We start from the raw sequence: 15,753 nt of genomic DNA on the forward strand, positions 1-15,753 counted from the left end.
GTGTCCGCATGATGGAACGGACTATCCGTTTACCGAGATGGACCCCATCATGTAGCCTGCACGAAATTTCGCGCAGTTCTTGACGCGTGAGGGCCAACGTCGTCCCTCGGCACTTGCACTTTTGCCTCGACGACGACGGGAGAGCCGATGCGTTCCGACGCCTGGTCGCCCATGGACGGTCGCCCCGCCCAGCAGGGGATGTACGACCCCCGTAACGAACACGACGCCTGTGGTGTCGGTTTCGTGGCCACCCTGACCGGTGTTGCCAGCCACCAGCTGGTGGAGCAGGCGCTGACCGTACTGCGCAATCTCGAACACCGCGGTGCGACCGGCTCCGAGCCCGACTCGGGTGACGGCGCGGGCATCCTGGCCCAGGTCCCGGACGCGTTCCTGCGCGAGGTCACCGGCTTCGAGCTGCCCGAGGCCGGCGCGTACGCCGTCGGTATCGCCTTCCTTCCGATCGACGGCGCCGACGAGACCGCGGCGAAGATCGAGACCATTGCCGCCGAGGAGGGCCTGAGCGTCCTCGGCTGGCGCGAGGTGCCCGTCGCGCCCGATCTGCTCGGTGCCTCCGCGCGTTCCACGATGCCGGCCTTCCGCCAGATGTTCGTCGCGGACGCGGCCGCCGAGCCCGCCACCGGCATCGCGCTCGACCGCAAGGCCTTCGTGCTGCGCAAGCGCGCCGAGCGGGAGGCCGCGACGTACTTCCCGTCGTTCTCCGCGCGCACCATCGTCTACAAGGGCATGCTGACCACCGGCCAGCTGGAGCCCTTCTTCCCGGACCTGTCCGACCGCCGCTTCGCCTCGGCGCTCGCGCTCGTCCACTCGCGCTTCTCGACGAACACCTTCCCGAGCTGGCCGCTCGCCCACCCGTACCGCTTCGTCGCGCACAACGGTGAGATCAACACCGTCAAGGGCAACCGCAACTGGATGCGGGCCCGCGAGTCGCAGCTGGCCAGTGACCTGTTCGGCGGCAAGGACCTGGAGCGGATCTTCCCGGTCTGCACCCCGGACGCCTCCGACTCGGCCTCCTTCGACGAGGTGCTCGAACTCCTGCACCTGGGCGGCCGTTCGCTGCCCCACTCGGTCCTGATGATGATCCCGGAGGCCTGGGAGAACCACGCCTCCATGGACCCGGCCCGTCGCGCCTTCTACCAGTACCACTCCACGCTGATGGAGCCCTGGGACGGCCCGGCCTGCGTCACCTTCACCGACGGCACCCAGGTCGGCGCGGTCCTCGACCGCAACGGTCTGCGCCCCGGCCGCTACTGGGTCACCGACGAGGGCCTGGTCGTGCTCGGCTCCGAGGTCGGCGTCCTCGACATCGACCCGGCCAAGGTGGTCCGCAAGGGCCGGCTGCAGCCCGGCAGGATGTTCCTCGTCGACACCGCCGAGCACCGCATCATCGAGGACGACGAGATCAAGTCGGCCCTCGCCGCCGAACACCCGTACGCGGACTGGCTCGAAACCGGCGAGATCGAGCTCTCCGACCTGCCCGAGCGCGAGCACATCGTGCACACCCACGCCTCGGTCACCCGCCGCCAGCAGACCTTCGGCTACACCGAGGAGGAGCTGCGCATCCTGCTCACCCCGATGGCCAAGACCGGCGGCGAGCCCATCGGCTCGATGGGCACGGACACCCCGATCGCCGCGCTCTCCAACCGGCCCCGGCTGATCTTCGACTACTTCACCCAGCTGTTCGCGCAGGTCACCAACCCGCCCCTGGACGCGATCCGCGAGGAACTCGTCACCTCGCTGCACTCCTCGCTGGGCCCGGGCTCCAACCTGCTCGACCCGCAGGCCGCCTCCTGCCGCTCGGTCACCCTGCCGTTCCCGGTGATCGACAACGACGAGCTGGCCAAGCTCATCCACATCAACGCCGACGGCGACATGCCCGGCATGAAGGCCGTGACCCTGTCCGGCCTCTACCGGGTCTCCGGCGGCGGCGACACCCTCGCCGCGCGCATCGAGGAGATCTGCGCCGAGGCCGACGCCGCGATCGAGCAGGGCGCCCGCCTGATCGTCCTCTCCGACCGGCACTCCGACGCCGAGCACGCGCCGATCCCCTCGCTGCTGCTCACCGCCGCCGTGCACCACCACCTCATCCGTACGAAGCAGCGCACCCAGGTGGGCCTGCTCGTCGAGGCCGGCGACGTGCGCGAGGTGCACCACATCGCGCTGCTCATCGGCTACGGAGCGGCCGCGGTCAACCCGTACCTCGCGATGGAGTCCGTCGAGGACCTGGTGCGCGCCGGCACCTTCCTGACGGGCATCGAGGTCGAACAGGCCATCCGCAACCTGATCCATGCGCTCGGCAAGGGCGTCCTCAAGGTCATGTCCAAGATGGGCATCTCGACCGTCGCCTCCTACCGCGGCGCGCAGGTCTTCGAGGCCATCGGTCTCGACCAGGCCTTCGTGGAGAAGTACTTCGACGGCACCACCTCCAAGATCGGCGGCGTCGGCATCGACGTCATCGCCGACGAGGTCGCCGCCCGCCACGCCAAGGCCTACCCGGCCTCCGGCGTCCCGTCGGCGCACCGCGCCCTGGACATCGGCGGCGAGTACCAGTGGCGCCGCGAGGGCGAGCCGCACCTGTTCGACCCGGACACGGTCTTCCGCCTGCAGCACGCTTCGCGCAACCGCCGCTACGACATCTTCAAGCAGTACACCTCGCGCGTGGACGAGCAGTCCGAGCGCCTGATGACGCTGCGCGGGCTCTTCGGCTTCAAGGACGGCGCCGAGGGCGGCCGCGCGCCGATCTCCATCGACGAGGTCGAGCCGGTCTCCGAGATCGTCAAGCGCTTCTCCACCGGCGCCATGTCGTACGGCTCCATCTCCCGCGAGGCGCACGAGACCCTCGCCATCGCCATGAACCAGCTGGGCGGCAAGTCCAACACCGGTGAGGGCGGCGAGGACCCGGAGCGCCTGTACGACCCGGCGCGCCGTTCCTCGATCAAGCAGGTCGCCTCCGGCCGCTTCGGGGTGACCTCCGAGTACCTGGTCAACGCCGACGACATCCAGATCAAGATGGCCCAGGGCGCCAAGCCCGGCGAGGGCGGCCAGCTGCCCGGCCCGAAGGTCTACCCGTGGGTGGCCAAGACCCGTCACTCGACGCCGGGTGTCGGCCTGATCTCGCCGCCGCCGCACCACGACATCTACTCCATCGAGGACCTGGCTCAGCTGATCCACGACCTCAAGAACGCCAACCCGGCCGCCCGCATCCACGTGAAGCTGGTCTCCGAGGTCGGCGTCGGCACGGTCGCCGCGGGTGTCTCCAAGGCGCACGCGGACGTGGTCCTGATCTCCGGCCATGACGGAGGCACGGGCGCCTCGCCGCTGACCTCGCTCAAGCACGCGGGCGGCCCCTGGGAGCTCGGCCTCGCCGAGACCCAGCAGACGCTTCTGCTCAACGGCCTGCGCGACCGTATCGTCGTCCAGACCGACGGCCAGCTGAAGACCGGCCGCGACGTGGTCATCGCCGCGCTGCTCGGCGCCGAGGAGTTCGGTTTCGCGACCGCGCCGCTCGTCGTCTCCGGCTGCGTCATGATGCGCGTCTGCCACCTGGACACCTGCCCGGTCGGCATCGCCACCCAGAACCCGGTTCTGCGTGAGCGCTTCACCGGCAAGGCCGAGTACATCGTCAACTTCTTCGAGTTCATCGCCGAAGAGGTCCGCGAGATCCTCGCCGAACTGGGCTTCCGCTCCATCGAGGAGGCCGTCGGCCACGCCGAACTCCTCGACACCACGCGGGCCGTGGACCACTGGAAGGCACAGGGCCTCGACCTGGAGCCGCTGTTCCACGTGCCGGACCTGCCCGAGGGCGCCGTCCGCCACCAGCTGATCGCCCAGGACCACGGTCTGGAGAAGGCGCTCGACAACCAGCTGGTCAAGCTGGCCTCCGACGCCCTCGCCGCGAACTCCGTCGAGGACGCGGCGCCGGTCCGCGCCCAGGTCGCGATCCGCAACATCAACCGCACGGTCGGCACCATGCTCGGCCACGAGGTGACGAAGAAGTTCGGCGGCGCAGGTCTGCCGGACAACACCATCGACATCACCTTCACGGGCTCCGCGGGCCAGTCCTTCGGCGCCTTCGTGCCGCGCGGTGTGACGCTCCGCCTCGAAGGCGACGCCAACGACTACGTGGGCAAGGGCCTCTCCGGTGGCCGCCTCGTGGTCCGCCCGGACCGCGGCGCCGACCACCTCGCCGAGTACTCCACGATCGCCGGCAACACCATCGCGTACGGCGCGACCGGCGGCGAGATCTTCCTGCGCGGCCGCACCGGCGAACGCTTCTGCGTCCGCAACTCCGGTGCCCTGGTCGTCTCGGAGGGCGTGGGCGACCACGGCTGCGAGTACATGACCGGCGGCCAGGCCGTCGTCCTCGGCGAGACCGGACGCAACTTCGCGGCCGGCATGTCCGGCGGCAGCGCGTACGTCATCGACCTCGACCGGGACAACGTCAACGCCGGGAACCTGGCGGCGGTCGAGACGGAACTCTCCGACTCCGACAAGCAGTGGCTGCACGACGTCGTGCGCCGCCACGCGGAGGAGACCGGCTCCACGGTCGCCGAGAAGCTGCTCGTCGACTGGGAGGCATCGGCCGCCCGGTTCAGCAAGATCATCCCCACCACGTACAAGGCAGTGCTCGCCGCCAAGGACGCCGCCGAGCGAGCCGGGCTCCCCGAGTCCGAGATCACCGAGAAGATGATGGAGGCGGCGACCAATGGCTGATCCGAAGGGCTTTCTCAAGCACGGCCGCGAGGTCGCCGAGACCCGTCCCGTCGCCGAGCGCGTCAAGGACTGGAAGGAGGTCTACGTCCCCGGCTCGCTGCTGCCGATCATCCCGACGCAGGCCTCGCGCTGCATGGACTGCGGCATCCCGTTCTGCCACAACGGCTGCCCGCTCGGGAACCTGATCCCCGAGTGGAACGACTACGCCTACCGCGAGGACTGGGCGGCCGCCTCCGAGCGGCTGCACGCCACGAACAACTTCCCGGAGTTCACGGGCCGTCTGTGCCCTGCTCCGTGTGAGTCGGCGTGTGTCCTCGGCATCTCGCAGCCCGCCGTGACCATCAAGAACGTCGAAGTCTCCATCATCGACAAGGCCTGGGACGCCAACGACGTCAAGCCGCAGGCGCCCGAGCGCCTCTCCGGCAAGACCGTCGCCGTCATCGGCTCCGGACCGGCGGGCCTCGCCGCCGCCCAGCAGCTCACCCGGGCCGGGCACACGGTCGCCGTCTACGAGCGCGCCGACCGCATCGGCGGCCTGCTCCGCTACGGCATCCCCGAGTTCAAGATGGAGAAGGTGCACATCAACCGCCGCATCGAGCAGATGCGCGCGGAGGGCACCCGCTTCCGTACCGGCATCGAGATCGGCCGCGACCTCAAGGCGACGGACCTGCGCAAGCGGTACGACGCCGTGGTCATCGCCGCCGGCGCCACCACCGCCCGCGACCTGCCCGTCCCCGGCCGGGAGCTCAAGGGCATCCACCAGGCGATGGAGTACCTGCCGCTCGCCAACAAGGTGGTCGAGGGCGACTTCGTGGCCCCGCCCATCACGGCCGAGGGCAAGCACGTCGTCGTCATCGGCGGCGGTGACACGGGCGCGGACTGCGTGGGCACCGCCCACCGCCAGGGCGCGGCCTCCGTCACCCAGCTGGAGATCATGCCCAAGCCGGGCGAGGAGCGTTCGGCGGGTCAGCCGTGGCCGACCTTCCCCATGCTCTACAAGGTCACCTCGGCCCACGAGGAGGGCGGCGAGCGGGTTTACTCCGTCTCGACCACCCACTTCGAGGGCGACGAGGACGGCAACGTCAAGGCCCTGCACCTCATCGAGGTCGAGTTCGTGGACGGCAAGCTGGAGCAGAAGCCGGGCACCGAGCGCGTGATCCCGGCCGAGCTGGTCACCCTCGCCATGGGCTTCACCGGCACGGACGTCGAGAACGGTCTGACCTCCCAGTTCGACCTGGAGCTCGACGCCCGGGGTAACATTTCCCGCGATGCGGACTTCCAGACCAACGTCCCCGGCGTCTTCGTCGCCGGCGACGCCGGCCGCGGCCAGTCCCTCATCGTCTGGGCCATCGCGGAGGGCCGCTCGGCCGCCCGCGGTGTGGACCGTTTCCTCACGGGCGCCTCGGACCTCCCGGCCCCCATCAAGCCGACGGACCGTTCCCTGACGGTCTGACCGGCCCACAAAGACGGTCCGTACAACGGCGTACGGAACACTGACGCAACGCCCGCCCCTGTCCCCGACCGGATGGGGTGGGCGTTGCGGCGTTCCGGGTGCGGCCGGCCTTGTGAAGACCGGCCGCGTGAAGACCGGCCGCGTGAAGACCGGCCTTGTGGAGACCGGTCTTCACCGGGCGCTTGAATTTCCCGGACTCGCAGGGGCAATATCACCCCTCACGGGAATTCGAATACCCGCGCGGTTCAGTCGCAAGCCGAAATGGGATGGGCCAGTGACCAGCCCGAATCGGGTGGTCCAGCGAACAGCCCGAATTCAGCAGTGGTTGTGTACACCGCCGGTCTGGTCGCCCTTCAGCAGGCCGCCCCAAATGTAATTCCCCGAGTAGAGCCTGACCCACTTGTTGTGCCGGTAGCCGTTCTGGTCGATCGTCTGGCCCTCCGTGTAGCACCGGGCGTTCAGGCCCTGGTTGGCGCCCACCGAGTAGACGATGCGGCAGCTGAGCCACGGGCAGGAGCGGACATTCGCCGAGGTCCAGGTGGTGACGACCTGGTTGATGCCCACCTCGGCGGTACGCTGCGCATCCTGGCCCGAGGGCGCCGTGGCAGCGGAGGCGGGCGCTGCGAACGCGCCCGCGGTGAGCAGTCCCGCTGCAATTGCCGTGAGCGCCTTGGTTTTCGAACGCATGATGAATTTCCCCCTTGCGGTGACGGTCATCCGGTTCTCCGGCCCCAAGAAGCTAACAGTGGGACGGTCCGTCAATTCAGTCATGTTTCGGCCAAGTCGATGCGGGCATTGGACCGGAAGATTCCAGTCCGATGCCAGGGCTGAAAACAATCTTTATTCGGCTTGTATTTGACGGGTCGGTTCGAGCCGGCCCGGAAGGTCGGGGAGCCCTTGAAGCCTGAAGCCTGCGCAGGCATCGCCGCCGAAGGTGCCGCCCACGCGTGAGGGTCCGGCCCCCGGTGGGGGCCGGACCCTCGTCCTGCAGTGCTCCTCGGGCCGGTCGTCAGTCCGTGCCGGATTCCATCGCGGCCCGGTCGAGCAGCGCGTCCTCCTCGGAGATCTCGCCGCGCGATGCGATGGCCTGTGCGCCGCCCTCCGGCAGCTCCGGCATCGTGCCGATCAGCCCGGTCGCGGCCGCCTGGGCGGCGCCGACGGTCGCGTCGCCGCCTGCGCCGATCAGACCGAGCCCGGCGTACTGCTCCAGCTTGGCGCGCGAGTCGGCGATGTCCAGATTGCGCATGGTGAGCTGGCCGATCCGGTCCACCGGGCCGAACGCCGAGTCCTCGGTGCGCTCCATGGACAGCTTGTCCGGGTGGTAACTGAAGGCCGGGCCCGTGGTGTCGAGGATCGAGTAGTCCTCACCGCGCCGCAGCCGCAGTGTCACCTCACCGGTGACGGCCGCGCCGACCCAGCGCTGCAGCGACTCGCGCACCATCAGCGCCTGCGGGTCCAGCCAGCGGCCCTCGTACATGAGGCGGCCGAGGCGCCGGCCCTCGTTGTGGTACTGGGCGAGGGTGTCCTCGTTGTGGATCGCGTTGACCAGGCGCTCGTACGCGGCGTGCAGCAGAGCCATGCCGGGCGCCTCGTAGATGCCGCGGCTCTTGGCCTCGATGATCCGGTTCTCGATCTGGTCGGACATGCCCATGCCGTGGCGGCCGCCGATCGTGTTGGCCGCCATCACCAGCTCGACCGCGGAGCCGAACTCCTTGCCGTCGATCGTCACCGGACGGCCCTGGTCGAAGCCGATGGTCACGTCCTCGGCCGGGATCTCGACCTCCGGATCCCAGAACCGCACCCCCATGATCGGCTGCACGGTCTCCACACCCGTGTCGAGGTGTTCCAGGATCTTGGCCTCATGGGTGGCGCCCCAGATGTTGGCATCGGTGGAGTACGCCTTCTCGGTGCTGTCCCGGTAGGGCAGGTCGTGGGCGATCAGCCACTCCGACATCTCCTTGCGGCCGCCGAGCTCGGTCACGAAGTCCGCGTCCAGCCACGGCTTGTAGATCCGCAGGTTGGGATTGGCGAGCAGACCGTAGCGGTAGAACCGCTCGATGTCGTTGCCCTTGAAGGTCGAGCCGTCGCCCCAGATCTGGACGTCGTCCTCAAGCATTGCCCGGACCAGGAGCGTGCCTGTGACCGCGCGCCCGAGCGGCGTGGTGTTGAAGTACGCGCGCCCGCCCGAGCGGATGTGGAACGCACCGCAGGTGAGCGCGGCCAGCCCCTCCTCGACCAGCGCCGCACGGCAGTCGACCAGGCGCGAGATCTCGGCGCCGTAGTTCTTCGCGCGGCCGGGCACCGAGGCGATGTCCGGCTCGTCGTACTGGCCGATGTCGGCGGTGTAGGTGCACGGGACGGCGCCCTTGTCGCGCATCCACGCGACCGCGACGGAGGTGTCGAGTCCGCCCGAGAAGGCGATGCCGACGCGCTCGCCGACGGGGAGGGAGGTGAGGACCTTAGACATGGGAAGAGTATGCATGTCGCCGCATGATCATGCAACTCCCGGTTTCAGGCGCCGGACTCCAGGTCCTGAGGGTGTTCATTCCTCGTGAGGTGAAGTGGCGAGTGGCCGGGCGTCGACTGTCGCGCGCGAGTGCCCTACGTCACGTCGTGCTACTGCTCGGCGGAGGCGGAGCGGCGGTGGGCTGCGACTCGTTCGCGGGTCGCGCAGCGGCGGGAGCAGTAGCGGCGTTCCGGTCCGCTGCCCTGGGTGATGAAGACGTTCCGGCAGCTGGCTGACTCGCAGATCCTGCCGGGCGGACGTTGCCGGTCCCAGACGAGGACGGTCAGGGCCATGCACGACGAGGCGAGGAGCCACTCGCTCCAGGGTGCGTTGTCGTCGCGGTCGAGATGGGGATGCCAGGGCGTGCTGCCGCCGTGCGAGGTCAGACGGAGGGGGCCGGTGTGTGCCCGCAGTAGGCGGTTGAGGGCCGCTGCGGCGTCATCGGCGTGTTCGGCGGCGAAGACTTTCCGCAGGAGTGCGGCGGCTGCGTGCATGTCGGCGACATCGCGAGCGGCGAGGTCGATGGGGTCGGTCTCGCCGTGATCGCGGAGTGCGTCGACGACGTCCGCCGGGTCCGGGTGGTCTTCGGCGAGCACGTTGACCAGCGCGGCGGTCCGGCGGGCTGTGGCCAGTACTGAGTGCCGGGTGGACCAGTCATCGGTAGGGGAGCGCATGCGTGGAATGTAACGCATCTTGCTGAGCTTTGAGTTACGTTTGTAACGTCTCGTGGATGCTGAAGCGTTACCCGCTGTGTGTGTACCTTGCCGGAGCGATCGCAGCTCGTTCCGGGGACGAGATGTCCGGACCTGCGCTGATGCTCGCGGGGTTCGCCCTGGCCGGTTCGACCGCCGAAGCATCGTCTCTGCTTGCGGGCATCACGATCTCTGCTGCGGTGGGAGGGCCGGTGCTCGGGGTGCTTCTCGACCGAGCGCTTCGCCCGGGACGCCTGCTGGCCTGGGCTCTCATGCTGTATGCGGCGGGTCTGGGGGTGATCCTCTGGGGGCTCGGCAGGTTGCCGTTCGCCGTCACCCTCGTGCTGGCGCTGGTGGTAGGGCTGCTGGGGCCGGCTCTGTCCGGCGGATGGACGGCCCAGCTGCCCCGGGTGGTGCACTGCGACCGCCTGCCGCGGGCGAACGCGCTCGAAGCGATGGCATTCGGCGTGGCCGGTCTGGCAGGTCCGGCACTCGCCGGTGGCGTGGCGGAGGTGTTGGGCGCTTCCTCGGCTGTGGTGGTCTCCGCGGCGCTCATCGCACTGGCGCTACCGGCTGCTTGGATGCTGCCTGCCCGCTCCGGTCGGGTGCGAGGTGCTCAGGCGACGTCAGTGATCGGCGACCTTGCTGCCGGATTGCGGATCATCGCCGGAAGGCCGCTTCTGGCCCGGGCGACCGTCACTTCCAGCGTCTCCTGTACGGCCCAGGGCATGCTGATGGCGTGCATTCCCCTCCTGGGTGAACGTGCCCTGGGCGGAGCAGGCCGAGGCGTGGTGTTGCTTTCCTGCGCTGCGGTCTCCGCCCTGGTGGCCAACGCCGTGCTCGCCCGGTTTCCGGTTGCGGTCGCCCCCGACACGATGATCTGGACCGGCGCCCTGGTCCAGGCCACCGGGTTGACCTTGGCCGTTGTAGGGTCGCCCGTGCTGCTCATCATGGGTGCACTCATGGCGGGGGTCGGTGAAGGCCCCCAACTGGCCGCCTTGTTCGCCGTCCGTCACCGTGAGGCGCCGGAGCATCTGCTCGGCCGGATCTTCACTGCGGGCGCCAGCTTGAAGATCACCGGATTCGCCCTCGGAGCGGCGGTCTCCGGCCCGCTTGCAGCCTGGTCCCTGACAGCTGCGTTGGCCCTCGCGGCGAGCGTGGCGGCTCTCGCGGCTCTGGCCTACGTCACGCTCCCGTCGACAGCGTGCGGCTAAGAGCGCCCGTCAGTAGGGCTGGGATGGCTTGGGGTACGACGGGCACGGTTCTCGTTGATCACGGACTTCCTGACGCTCCGTGACCGCGGAGAATCCTGTGCCTGTCGTGCCCGAGTCCCATCGGATTCCGATCTGGCGGAAGTTCCTCGCTCTGCTGCCGGATCGTGAGATCTCCCATCCGCTGGGCTGTCATCGCCCCCGCATCCGACAGCCACAGCTCACCTCCTGCTGGAGGACGCCGTCTTGAGCGTCGGCTCCTCCCGTCAGGATCAGGGCGACCGCCTCGTCGAGGGCGGCGATCTCCTCCTGAGTGAGGGTCGGATTGGCGGCTCGCCGGGCCCGGGCCTCAGGCAGCAGCATGCCGTCGGTGCCGCCGAGTCGACACACCAGGGCAGGGAGGGCAGTCCGGACGATCCCGGCGGCGCCCGGCATGGTGAGTGCTACCTGCGCGAGGATCAGCGCGGCCATCGCGGTGTCCAGGCCGGGGGGTCCCTCCTCGGCGGTGGCCCAGTCGATCACCACGGGACCGTCGGGGGTGAGGAAGACGTTCTCCGGGTGCAGGTCGAGGTGGATGATGCGGTGGGCGGGGTCGGTCCCGGCCCGGGGAGGGATGGCGTGCAGTTGCAGCAGCAGATCGGCCAGCATCTCGCCCGCATGCTCGCCGCTGAGCGTGCCCGCAACCAGCGCCTCGCGCATCGTCGGTCCCGACAGCCGCTGCATCACCAATTCCCCGGCCGCCGCGCCCGGCCACACCGCCGGCACCGGATACCCGTGCTCGGCCAGGTACGCCATGACGACCGCCTCACCGGTGGCGTCCTCACCGTCGCGGTAGCGCCGCACGACCCGGTCCTCGTCGAGGGCGAACACATCCGCCGTCCGCCCTGCCCCGATCAACTCCCCGATCTCCATCGGGCAGAACTTATACCGAGCGCCGTCGAAGCTGCGTCGAGTTCTTCATCGTCCTGGCCGCCGCCATCATCACCGTCCGCAGCCGGATCCGACGAGCCTGCTGCACCCACCGCTGACACACCCGACCCACCAGCCCACGCGTCCGATGACCTACTGACGGATGCTCTCAGCCGGCCGGGCGTGCTGCAGTTCCGCCGCAGCGAGTACACGAGGAATGACGCGTCTGCCGGTGAACTTCCAGGCAACCAGTTCGGCTTGGGTGTGCATGGTCACCCCCAACTCCAGGCGACGGCGTGCAGCCACCCATGCAAGCAGGGCCTCGGGACCTTGGGGAGGCTCGGTGAAGTGCACGAGGTTGGAGTACCAGATCGTGCGGTGGAGGTCTGCTTCGAACCAGGCGTCACCCCCAAGCGCGTCAGCGAGGGCTCGCGCGAATCGGTCGATACTGGCGTCCATCGGTCTGGCGCACAACATCACGCTCCCCGGGGTGAGAGTCAGACCCGTCAGCCGCAGCCGGATGGCGCCGGTCTGCTTCGATGCCGCATGCAATGCGGCCTGATATCGCTCCACGGCTTCGTCGCCTGCCGGGATGTGGGTCCGATGGCGCTCCAGCGTGCGGATGGTGAAGTGTGACGAGACAGCATCCCCGGTGGGCCAGTGAGCAGCGCCGGCAACGGCCATCGCTTCTTTCGTGAGGCGTTCCATGTGCCCTGCGGCAGTCTCGTCGGGGCGTAGCAGCACCGTCAGGCCCCAGCGGGAGTCACCGTCCCCGGGCGGTACCTGTCCGGGGACCCGCCTTGCCAGGATCGCACCCCGTCCGAGATCGAAGAGTTCTTCGAAACGATCACTGCTCATGCCTTGCGATCATGCCTTACGTGCGACCGCAAGCTCCAGGCGGACCGGCCACCGCTGCCCCCACGGTTCGGGAACGATGCCCACCCGGCTTCCATCAGGCGGAGGCGAGTGACAGCTCGGCCCACACCGCCTTGCCGATTCCGTGGCGGCGCGGGCAGCAGCCCCAGCGGTCCGCCAGTGCCACGACGAGTGCCAGGCCGCGGCCTTCCTCTTCGTCCTCGTCGGCAGTGCGCGGGGCTGGCCATCCGCTACTCGCGTCCGCGACCTCCACCCGCAGCCGACCCTCGTACGTCACAAGGCGCAGTCCGACCTCACGTCCGGGCGCCCCGCGTGCGTGCCGCACGGAGTTGGTGACCAGTTCGGACAGCAGGAGTGTGGCGGTGTGACTGAGGTCGTCGTCGACTTTCCACTCGGTGAGCTGGTGGCGCAGTAAGGCGCGGGCCCGCGCCGGGGTTCTCGGGCTGCGCGGGAGCTGCCAGGTGCATTCCTTGATGGGCGGGGTGGGGTTGGGCATGGATGTCCCCTTGGGCTCAACTGCGGTGAGTGTCTTGCCTGTTACGTTCAGCAGCATGATTGCTTGCTGTGCAACTTGCAAGCCGAACAACTCTATTGAGCTGCCCTGAAGGTTCCGGGGGGTACGCTGCTGAGCAGGAACGTGCACTGAGGGGGAGTCATGCCGACGGGAGAACTCAGGCCAACGGTGCGCAAGAGGGTGCTCGGCACCAACCTCCGGCGCCTCCGCGAGGAGCGGGGGCTGTTGCTGGAGGACGCGGCTCAGCGGCTCAGCTGTCACGTGGCCAAGGTGAGCCGCATCGAGTCGGGTCGCAGCGGCATTCGCCAGCTCGACCTCAGAGAACTCCTCGACCTGTACGGCGTGAAGGACCGAGCCGCGCGGGAGAGTTGGCTAGCCCTGGCCCGGGAGAGCCGACGGCGGCGCTGGTGGCGTGTCCTTGAGGACCAGCTTCCGCAGGACTTTCTGGACCTCGTGGGGCTGGAGGACGAAGTCTCCGAGTGCAGAGGCTTCCAACCTGCCATCGTTCCCGGACTGTTCCAGACCGAGGCGTACGCTACCGCCGTGATCCGGGGCGGGGCGCCGGGCCCGCTGAATGACGAGCAGCAGACCAAGGTCCGAGTGCGCATGGAGCGCCAGAAGGCACTGACGCGGTCTGATCCGGAGCCGTTGAAGGTGTGGATGATTCTCGGTGAGGCGGCGCTGCGGCAGGAGGTGGGCGGCCCGAAGGTGCTACGTGACCAACTCATGCACCTAGTCCGCGTAGCACAGCTTCCGACCGTGACTTTGCAGGTACTACCCTTCTCGGCGGGGGCCTGCCAAGGCGGACCGTATCCCTTCCTGATCTACAGCTTCCCACCGCCCGCAGGGCTGGAAGTGGTGCTCCTGGAGAACTTCGCCAGTCACGCCTACCTGGAGACTCAGGAGGACACGGCGCGGCTGGGGAGCGCCTTCGACCACCTTCGAGCCTCGGCTCTCAGCCCGCTGGACTCCGAGTCCCGGATCATCGAGCTGGCCGAGGAACTGACAGACAGGTAAGGAACTTCAGCGCATGCCCTCGCAGCGGAGTGACTGGTTCAAGAGCAGCTACAGCGGCCAGAACGGCGAGTGCGTAGAAGCCCGCCTCACCGGCGTGGGCCTTGAGGTGCGGGACTCGAAGAATTCGCGCGGGGCGGTCATCGCCGTAAGGGCTCACGCCTGGGGCGAGTTCCTGGAGGTCGTGAAGTCCGAGGGTGCGCAAGGCGTGTAGCGCCCGGAAGGCATGCGCGGAGGGCGAGTGCGCTGCCGGGCGGAATTCCTCGCGTGGGTCGCGCGTCGGTCGGTGGACGAGCTGGACGAGCCGTTCACCTTCGTGGTTGACGGTGAAGGTGTCCTTCGACTTGCTCCGCGCCGTAGCGAGCATGTGGTGTGCGCCGGTGGGGAGCCCGTGCCGAGCGCCGGTGAGATGAGTTTCCGTACGGAGGACGGGCGGCGATGGGTGCCCGCCCGCCACCGATCCTCGTCCTGGCAGGATGGCGGCATGGAACGTGTACTTGGAATTGGTGGCTACTTCATGCGGGCTGCCGACCCGAAGGCCCTGAACGCGTGGTACCGCGACTGCCTCGGCTTGGACGCCGACGAGCACGGCTTGTGGCGTCAGGGAGCCGGGCCGACGGTGTTCGCGACGTTCGAGTCCGGGACCGACTACTTCGGGTCACGCGCCCAGCAGACCATGCTCAGCTTCCGGGTCCGTGACCTGGAGGCGATGCTCGCGCAGCTGCGTGCCAAGGGAGCGGACGTGTCCGAGGGCATCCAGGACATGGAGGGCGTCGGCCGGTTCGGCTGGGTCACCGATCCCGAGGGTAACCGGGTCGAGCTGTGGCAGCCCGCCTGACCGTTTCCGGCAAGCATGAGCGGAACGCCATCAAGACCATCACGATCAGCGATGGCCAGGGCGGCCGCACCCTGTGGTCCGGGGCCACCCGGCCCGGCCGGATGCACGATCAGACCGCAGTGCGCACCGAGGATTTCGCCGAGCAGTTCCGTCAGTGCCCGGCCGTGAATGCCGAGGTCGACGACGGATGCCGGGGCCTGGTCAACGAGTTCCCCGGTCAGGTCTCGGCCCGCCGAAGAACCGAAGGAGATGGGCAAGGGCGAGGGGACGGGGCTGACGACGACCAAGGCCCCGGCGGCCGCTGTGCGGCTCGACCGGGGGCTTGACGGGGCCAGTCCCTCACGGCACCAGTCCATACGCGGCGGGGCGTCGTCAGTCGGTCCTACGTTGTTGGTGGGTTGGACGGGCCGTCGTAAGGTCCAGAGGCCCAGAGACTCCGGGTGTGGCTTTCAGTTGGTTGCCCTTGATGGTTCGCCTCACCTGGCCGCCCGGAGTCTCACGACGACTCGGCCGCTGATTAGGAGCTGCGGGCCCCTCTGGGTGCATCGCTGAGTAGGACCACGCTGGCGAGGTCGTCCGGAGCAACAGCGCGCGTCGAACGACCGGAGGAACAGGTGGCCCGGATCTGGGCGGGGACGGACATCGGCAAGACGCACCACCACTGCGTGGTGCTGGACGCCGAGGGCAAGCGACTGCTGTCGCGGCGAGTGCTGAACGACGAACCGGAGCTGATAGACCTGCTCGCCGACGTGCTGGCGATCGACGAGGACGTGCTCTGGGCGGTCGACGTCGCTGACGGCATGGCCGCTCTGTGGATCAACATCCTGCTCAATCACGGTCAGCAGCTCGTCTACATACCCGGTCTCGCGGTCAACCGCGCGTCGGCCGGCTACCGAGGCACTGGGAAGACGGACACCAAGGACGCCACCGTCATCGCCGACCAGGCCCGGATGCGCCGGGACCTGACCGCACTGAGGTCGGACGACGAGCACGCCATCGAGTTGCGCGT

General features: G+C 68.8%; 13 protein-coding genes. 7 read left to right on the forward strand and 6 right to left on the reverse strand.

Annotated elements, in window-relative coordinates:
- Positions 1–147 precede the first annotated feature (147 nt).
- Both gltB and ACLF6P_RS15860 read left to right on the forward strand, forming a co-directional pair.
- Positions 148–4,731, forward strand: a complete 4,584-nt coding sequence (gene gltB / locus ACLF6P_RS15855; RefSeq protein ID WP_415950933.1) for a glutamate synthase large subunit — start codon at positions 148–150, stop codon at positions 4,729–4,731.
- A complete protein-coding gene (locus ACLF6P_RS15860) occupies positions 4,724–6,184 on the forward strand; it encodes a glutamate synthase subunit beta (RefSeq protein ID WP_415950934.1) in 1,461 nt (486 codons plus the stop codon). Before gltB ends, ACLF6P_RS15860 begins: the two co-directional genes overlap by 8 nt.
- A gap of 315 nt (positions 6,185–6,499) precedes the next feature.
- Here the strand turns inward: ACLF6P_RS15860 and ACLF6P_RS15865 are convergent, their stop codons facing one another.
- The 3 genes from ACLF6P_RS15865 to ACLF6P_RS15875 form a co-directional block, all read right to left on the reverse strand.
- Complete coding sequence (locus tag ACLF6P_RS15865) at positions 6,500–6,871, reverse strand: hypothetical protein (RefSeq protein ID WP_415950935.1); 372 nt, start codon at positions 6,869–6,871, stop codon at positions 6,500–6,502.
- Between the two features lie 322 nt (positions 6,872–7,193).
- Positions 7,194–8,651 (reverse strand): argininosuccinate synthase, encoded by a 1,458-nt coding sequence (argG, locus tag ACLF6P_RS15870; protein ID WP_415950936.1) that lies wholly within the window; start codon positions 8,649–8,651, stop codon positions 7,194–7,196.
- 149 nt (positions 8,652–8,800) lie between these two features.
- Positions 8,801–9,364, reverse strand: a complete 564-nt coding sequence (locus ACLF6P_RS15875) for a CGNR zinc finger domain-containing protein (RefSeq protein ID WP_415950937.1) — start codon at positions 9,362–9,364, stop codon at positions 8,801–8,803.
- Positions 9,365–9,420: 56 nt separating this feature from the next.
- Between ACLF6P_RS15875 and ACLF6P_RS15880 the strand changes: the two genes are divergently transcribed.
- Positions 9,421–10,596, forward strand: coding sequence for an MFS transporter (locus ACLF6P_RS15880; RefSeq protein WP_415950938.1), 1,176 nt, complete (start codon positions 9,421–9,423; stop codon positions 10,594–10,596).
- Positions 10,597–10,785: 189 nt separating this feature from the next.
- Here ACLF6P_RS15880 and ACLF6P_RS15885 read toward each other — a convergent pair whose 3' ends face one another.
- From ACLF6P_RS15885 to ACLF6P_RS15895, 3 genes are all read right to left on the reverse strand, one after another.
- Entirely contained in the window at positions 10,786–11,505 is a 720-nt protein-coding gene (locus ACLF6P_RS15885; RefSeq protein ID WP_415950940.1) for a phosphotransferase, read from the reverse strand.
- Positions 11,506–11,655: 150 nt separating this feature from the next.
- Positions 11,656–12,360: a hypothetical protein gene (locus tag ACLF6P_RS15890; protein ID WP_415950941.1), complete on the reverse strand. Its 705-nt coding sequence runs from the start codon at positions 12,358–12,360 to the stop codon at positions 11,656–11,658.
- A 94-nt stretch (positions 12,361–12,454) separates the two neighbouring features.
- Complete coding sequence (locus ACLF6P_RS15895) at positions 12,455–12,874, reverse strand: ATP-binding protein (RefSeq protein ID WP_415950942.1); 420 nt, start codon at positions 12,872–12,874, stop codon at positions 12,455–12,457.
- 159 nt (positions 12,875–13,033) lie between these two features.
- Between ACLF6P_RS15895 and ACLF6P_RS15900 the strand changes: the two genes are divergently transcribed.
- From ACLF6P_RS15900 to ACLF6P_RS15915, 4 genes are all read left to right on the forward strand, one after another.
- On the forward strand, positions 13,034–13,909 hold the full coding sequence (locus ACLF6P_RS15900) for a helix-turn-helix domain-containing protein (RefSeq protein ID WP_415950944.1): 876 nt from the start codon (positions 13,034–13,036) through the stop codon (positions 13,907–13,909).
- 13 nt (positions 13,910–13,922) lie between these two features.
- Positions 13,923–14,120: a DUF397 domain-containing protein gene (locus tag ACLF6P_RS15905; RefSeq protein WP_415950945.1), complete on the forward strand. Its 198-nt coding sequence runs from the start codon at positions 13,923–13,925 to the stop codon at positions 14,118–14,120.
- Positions 14,121–14,390: 270 nt separating this feature from the next.
- Positions 14,391–14,744, forward strand: a complete 354-nt coding sequence (locus tag ACLF6P_RS15910) for a VOC family protein (RefSeq protein ID WP_415950946.1) — start codon at positions 14,391–14,393, stop codon at positions 14,742–14,744.
- A gap of 614 nt (positions 14,745–15,358) precedes the next feature.
- Positions 15,359–15,753 (forward strand): IS110 family transposase (locus ACLF6P_RS15915; protein WP_415950947.1); only part of this gene is annotated, 395 nt, incomplete at its 3' end.

Source organism: Streptomyces lothianensis, from assembly GCF_047779955.1.
GTDB lineage: Bacteria > Actinomycetota > Actinomycetes > Streptomycetales > Streptomycetaceae > Streptomyces.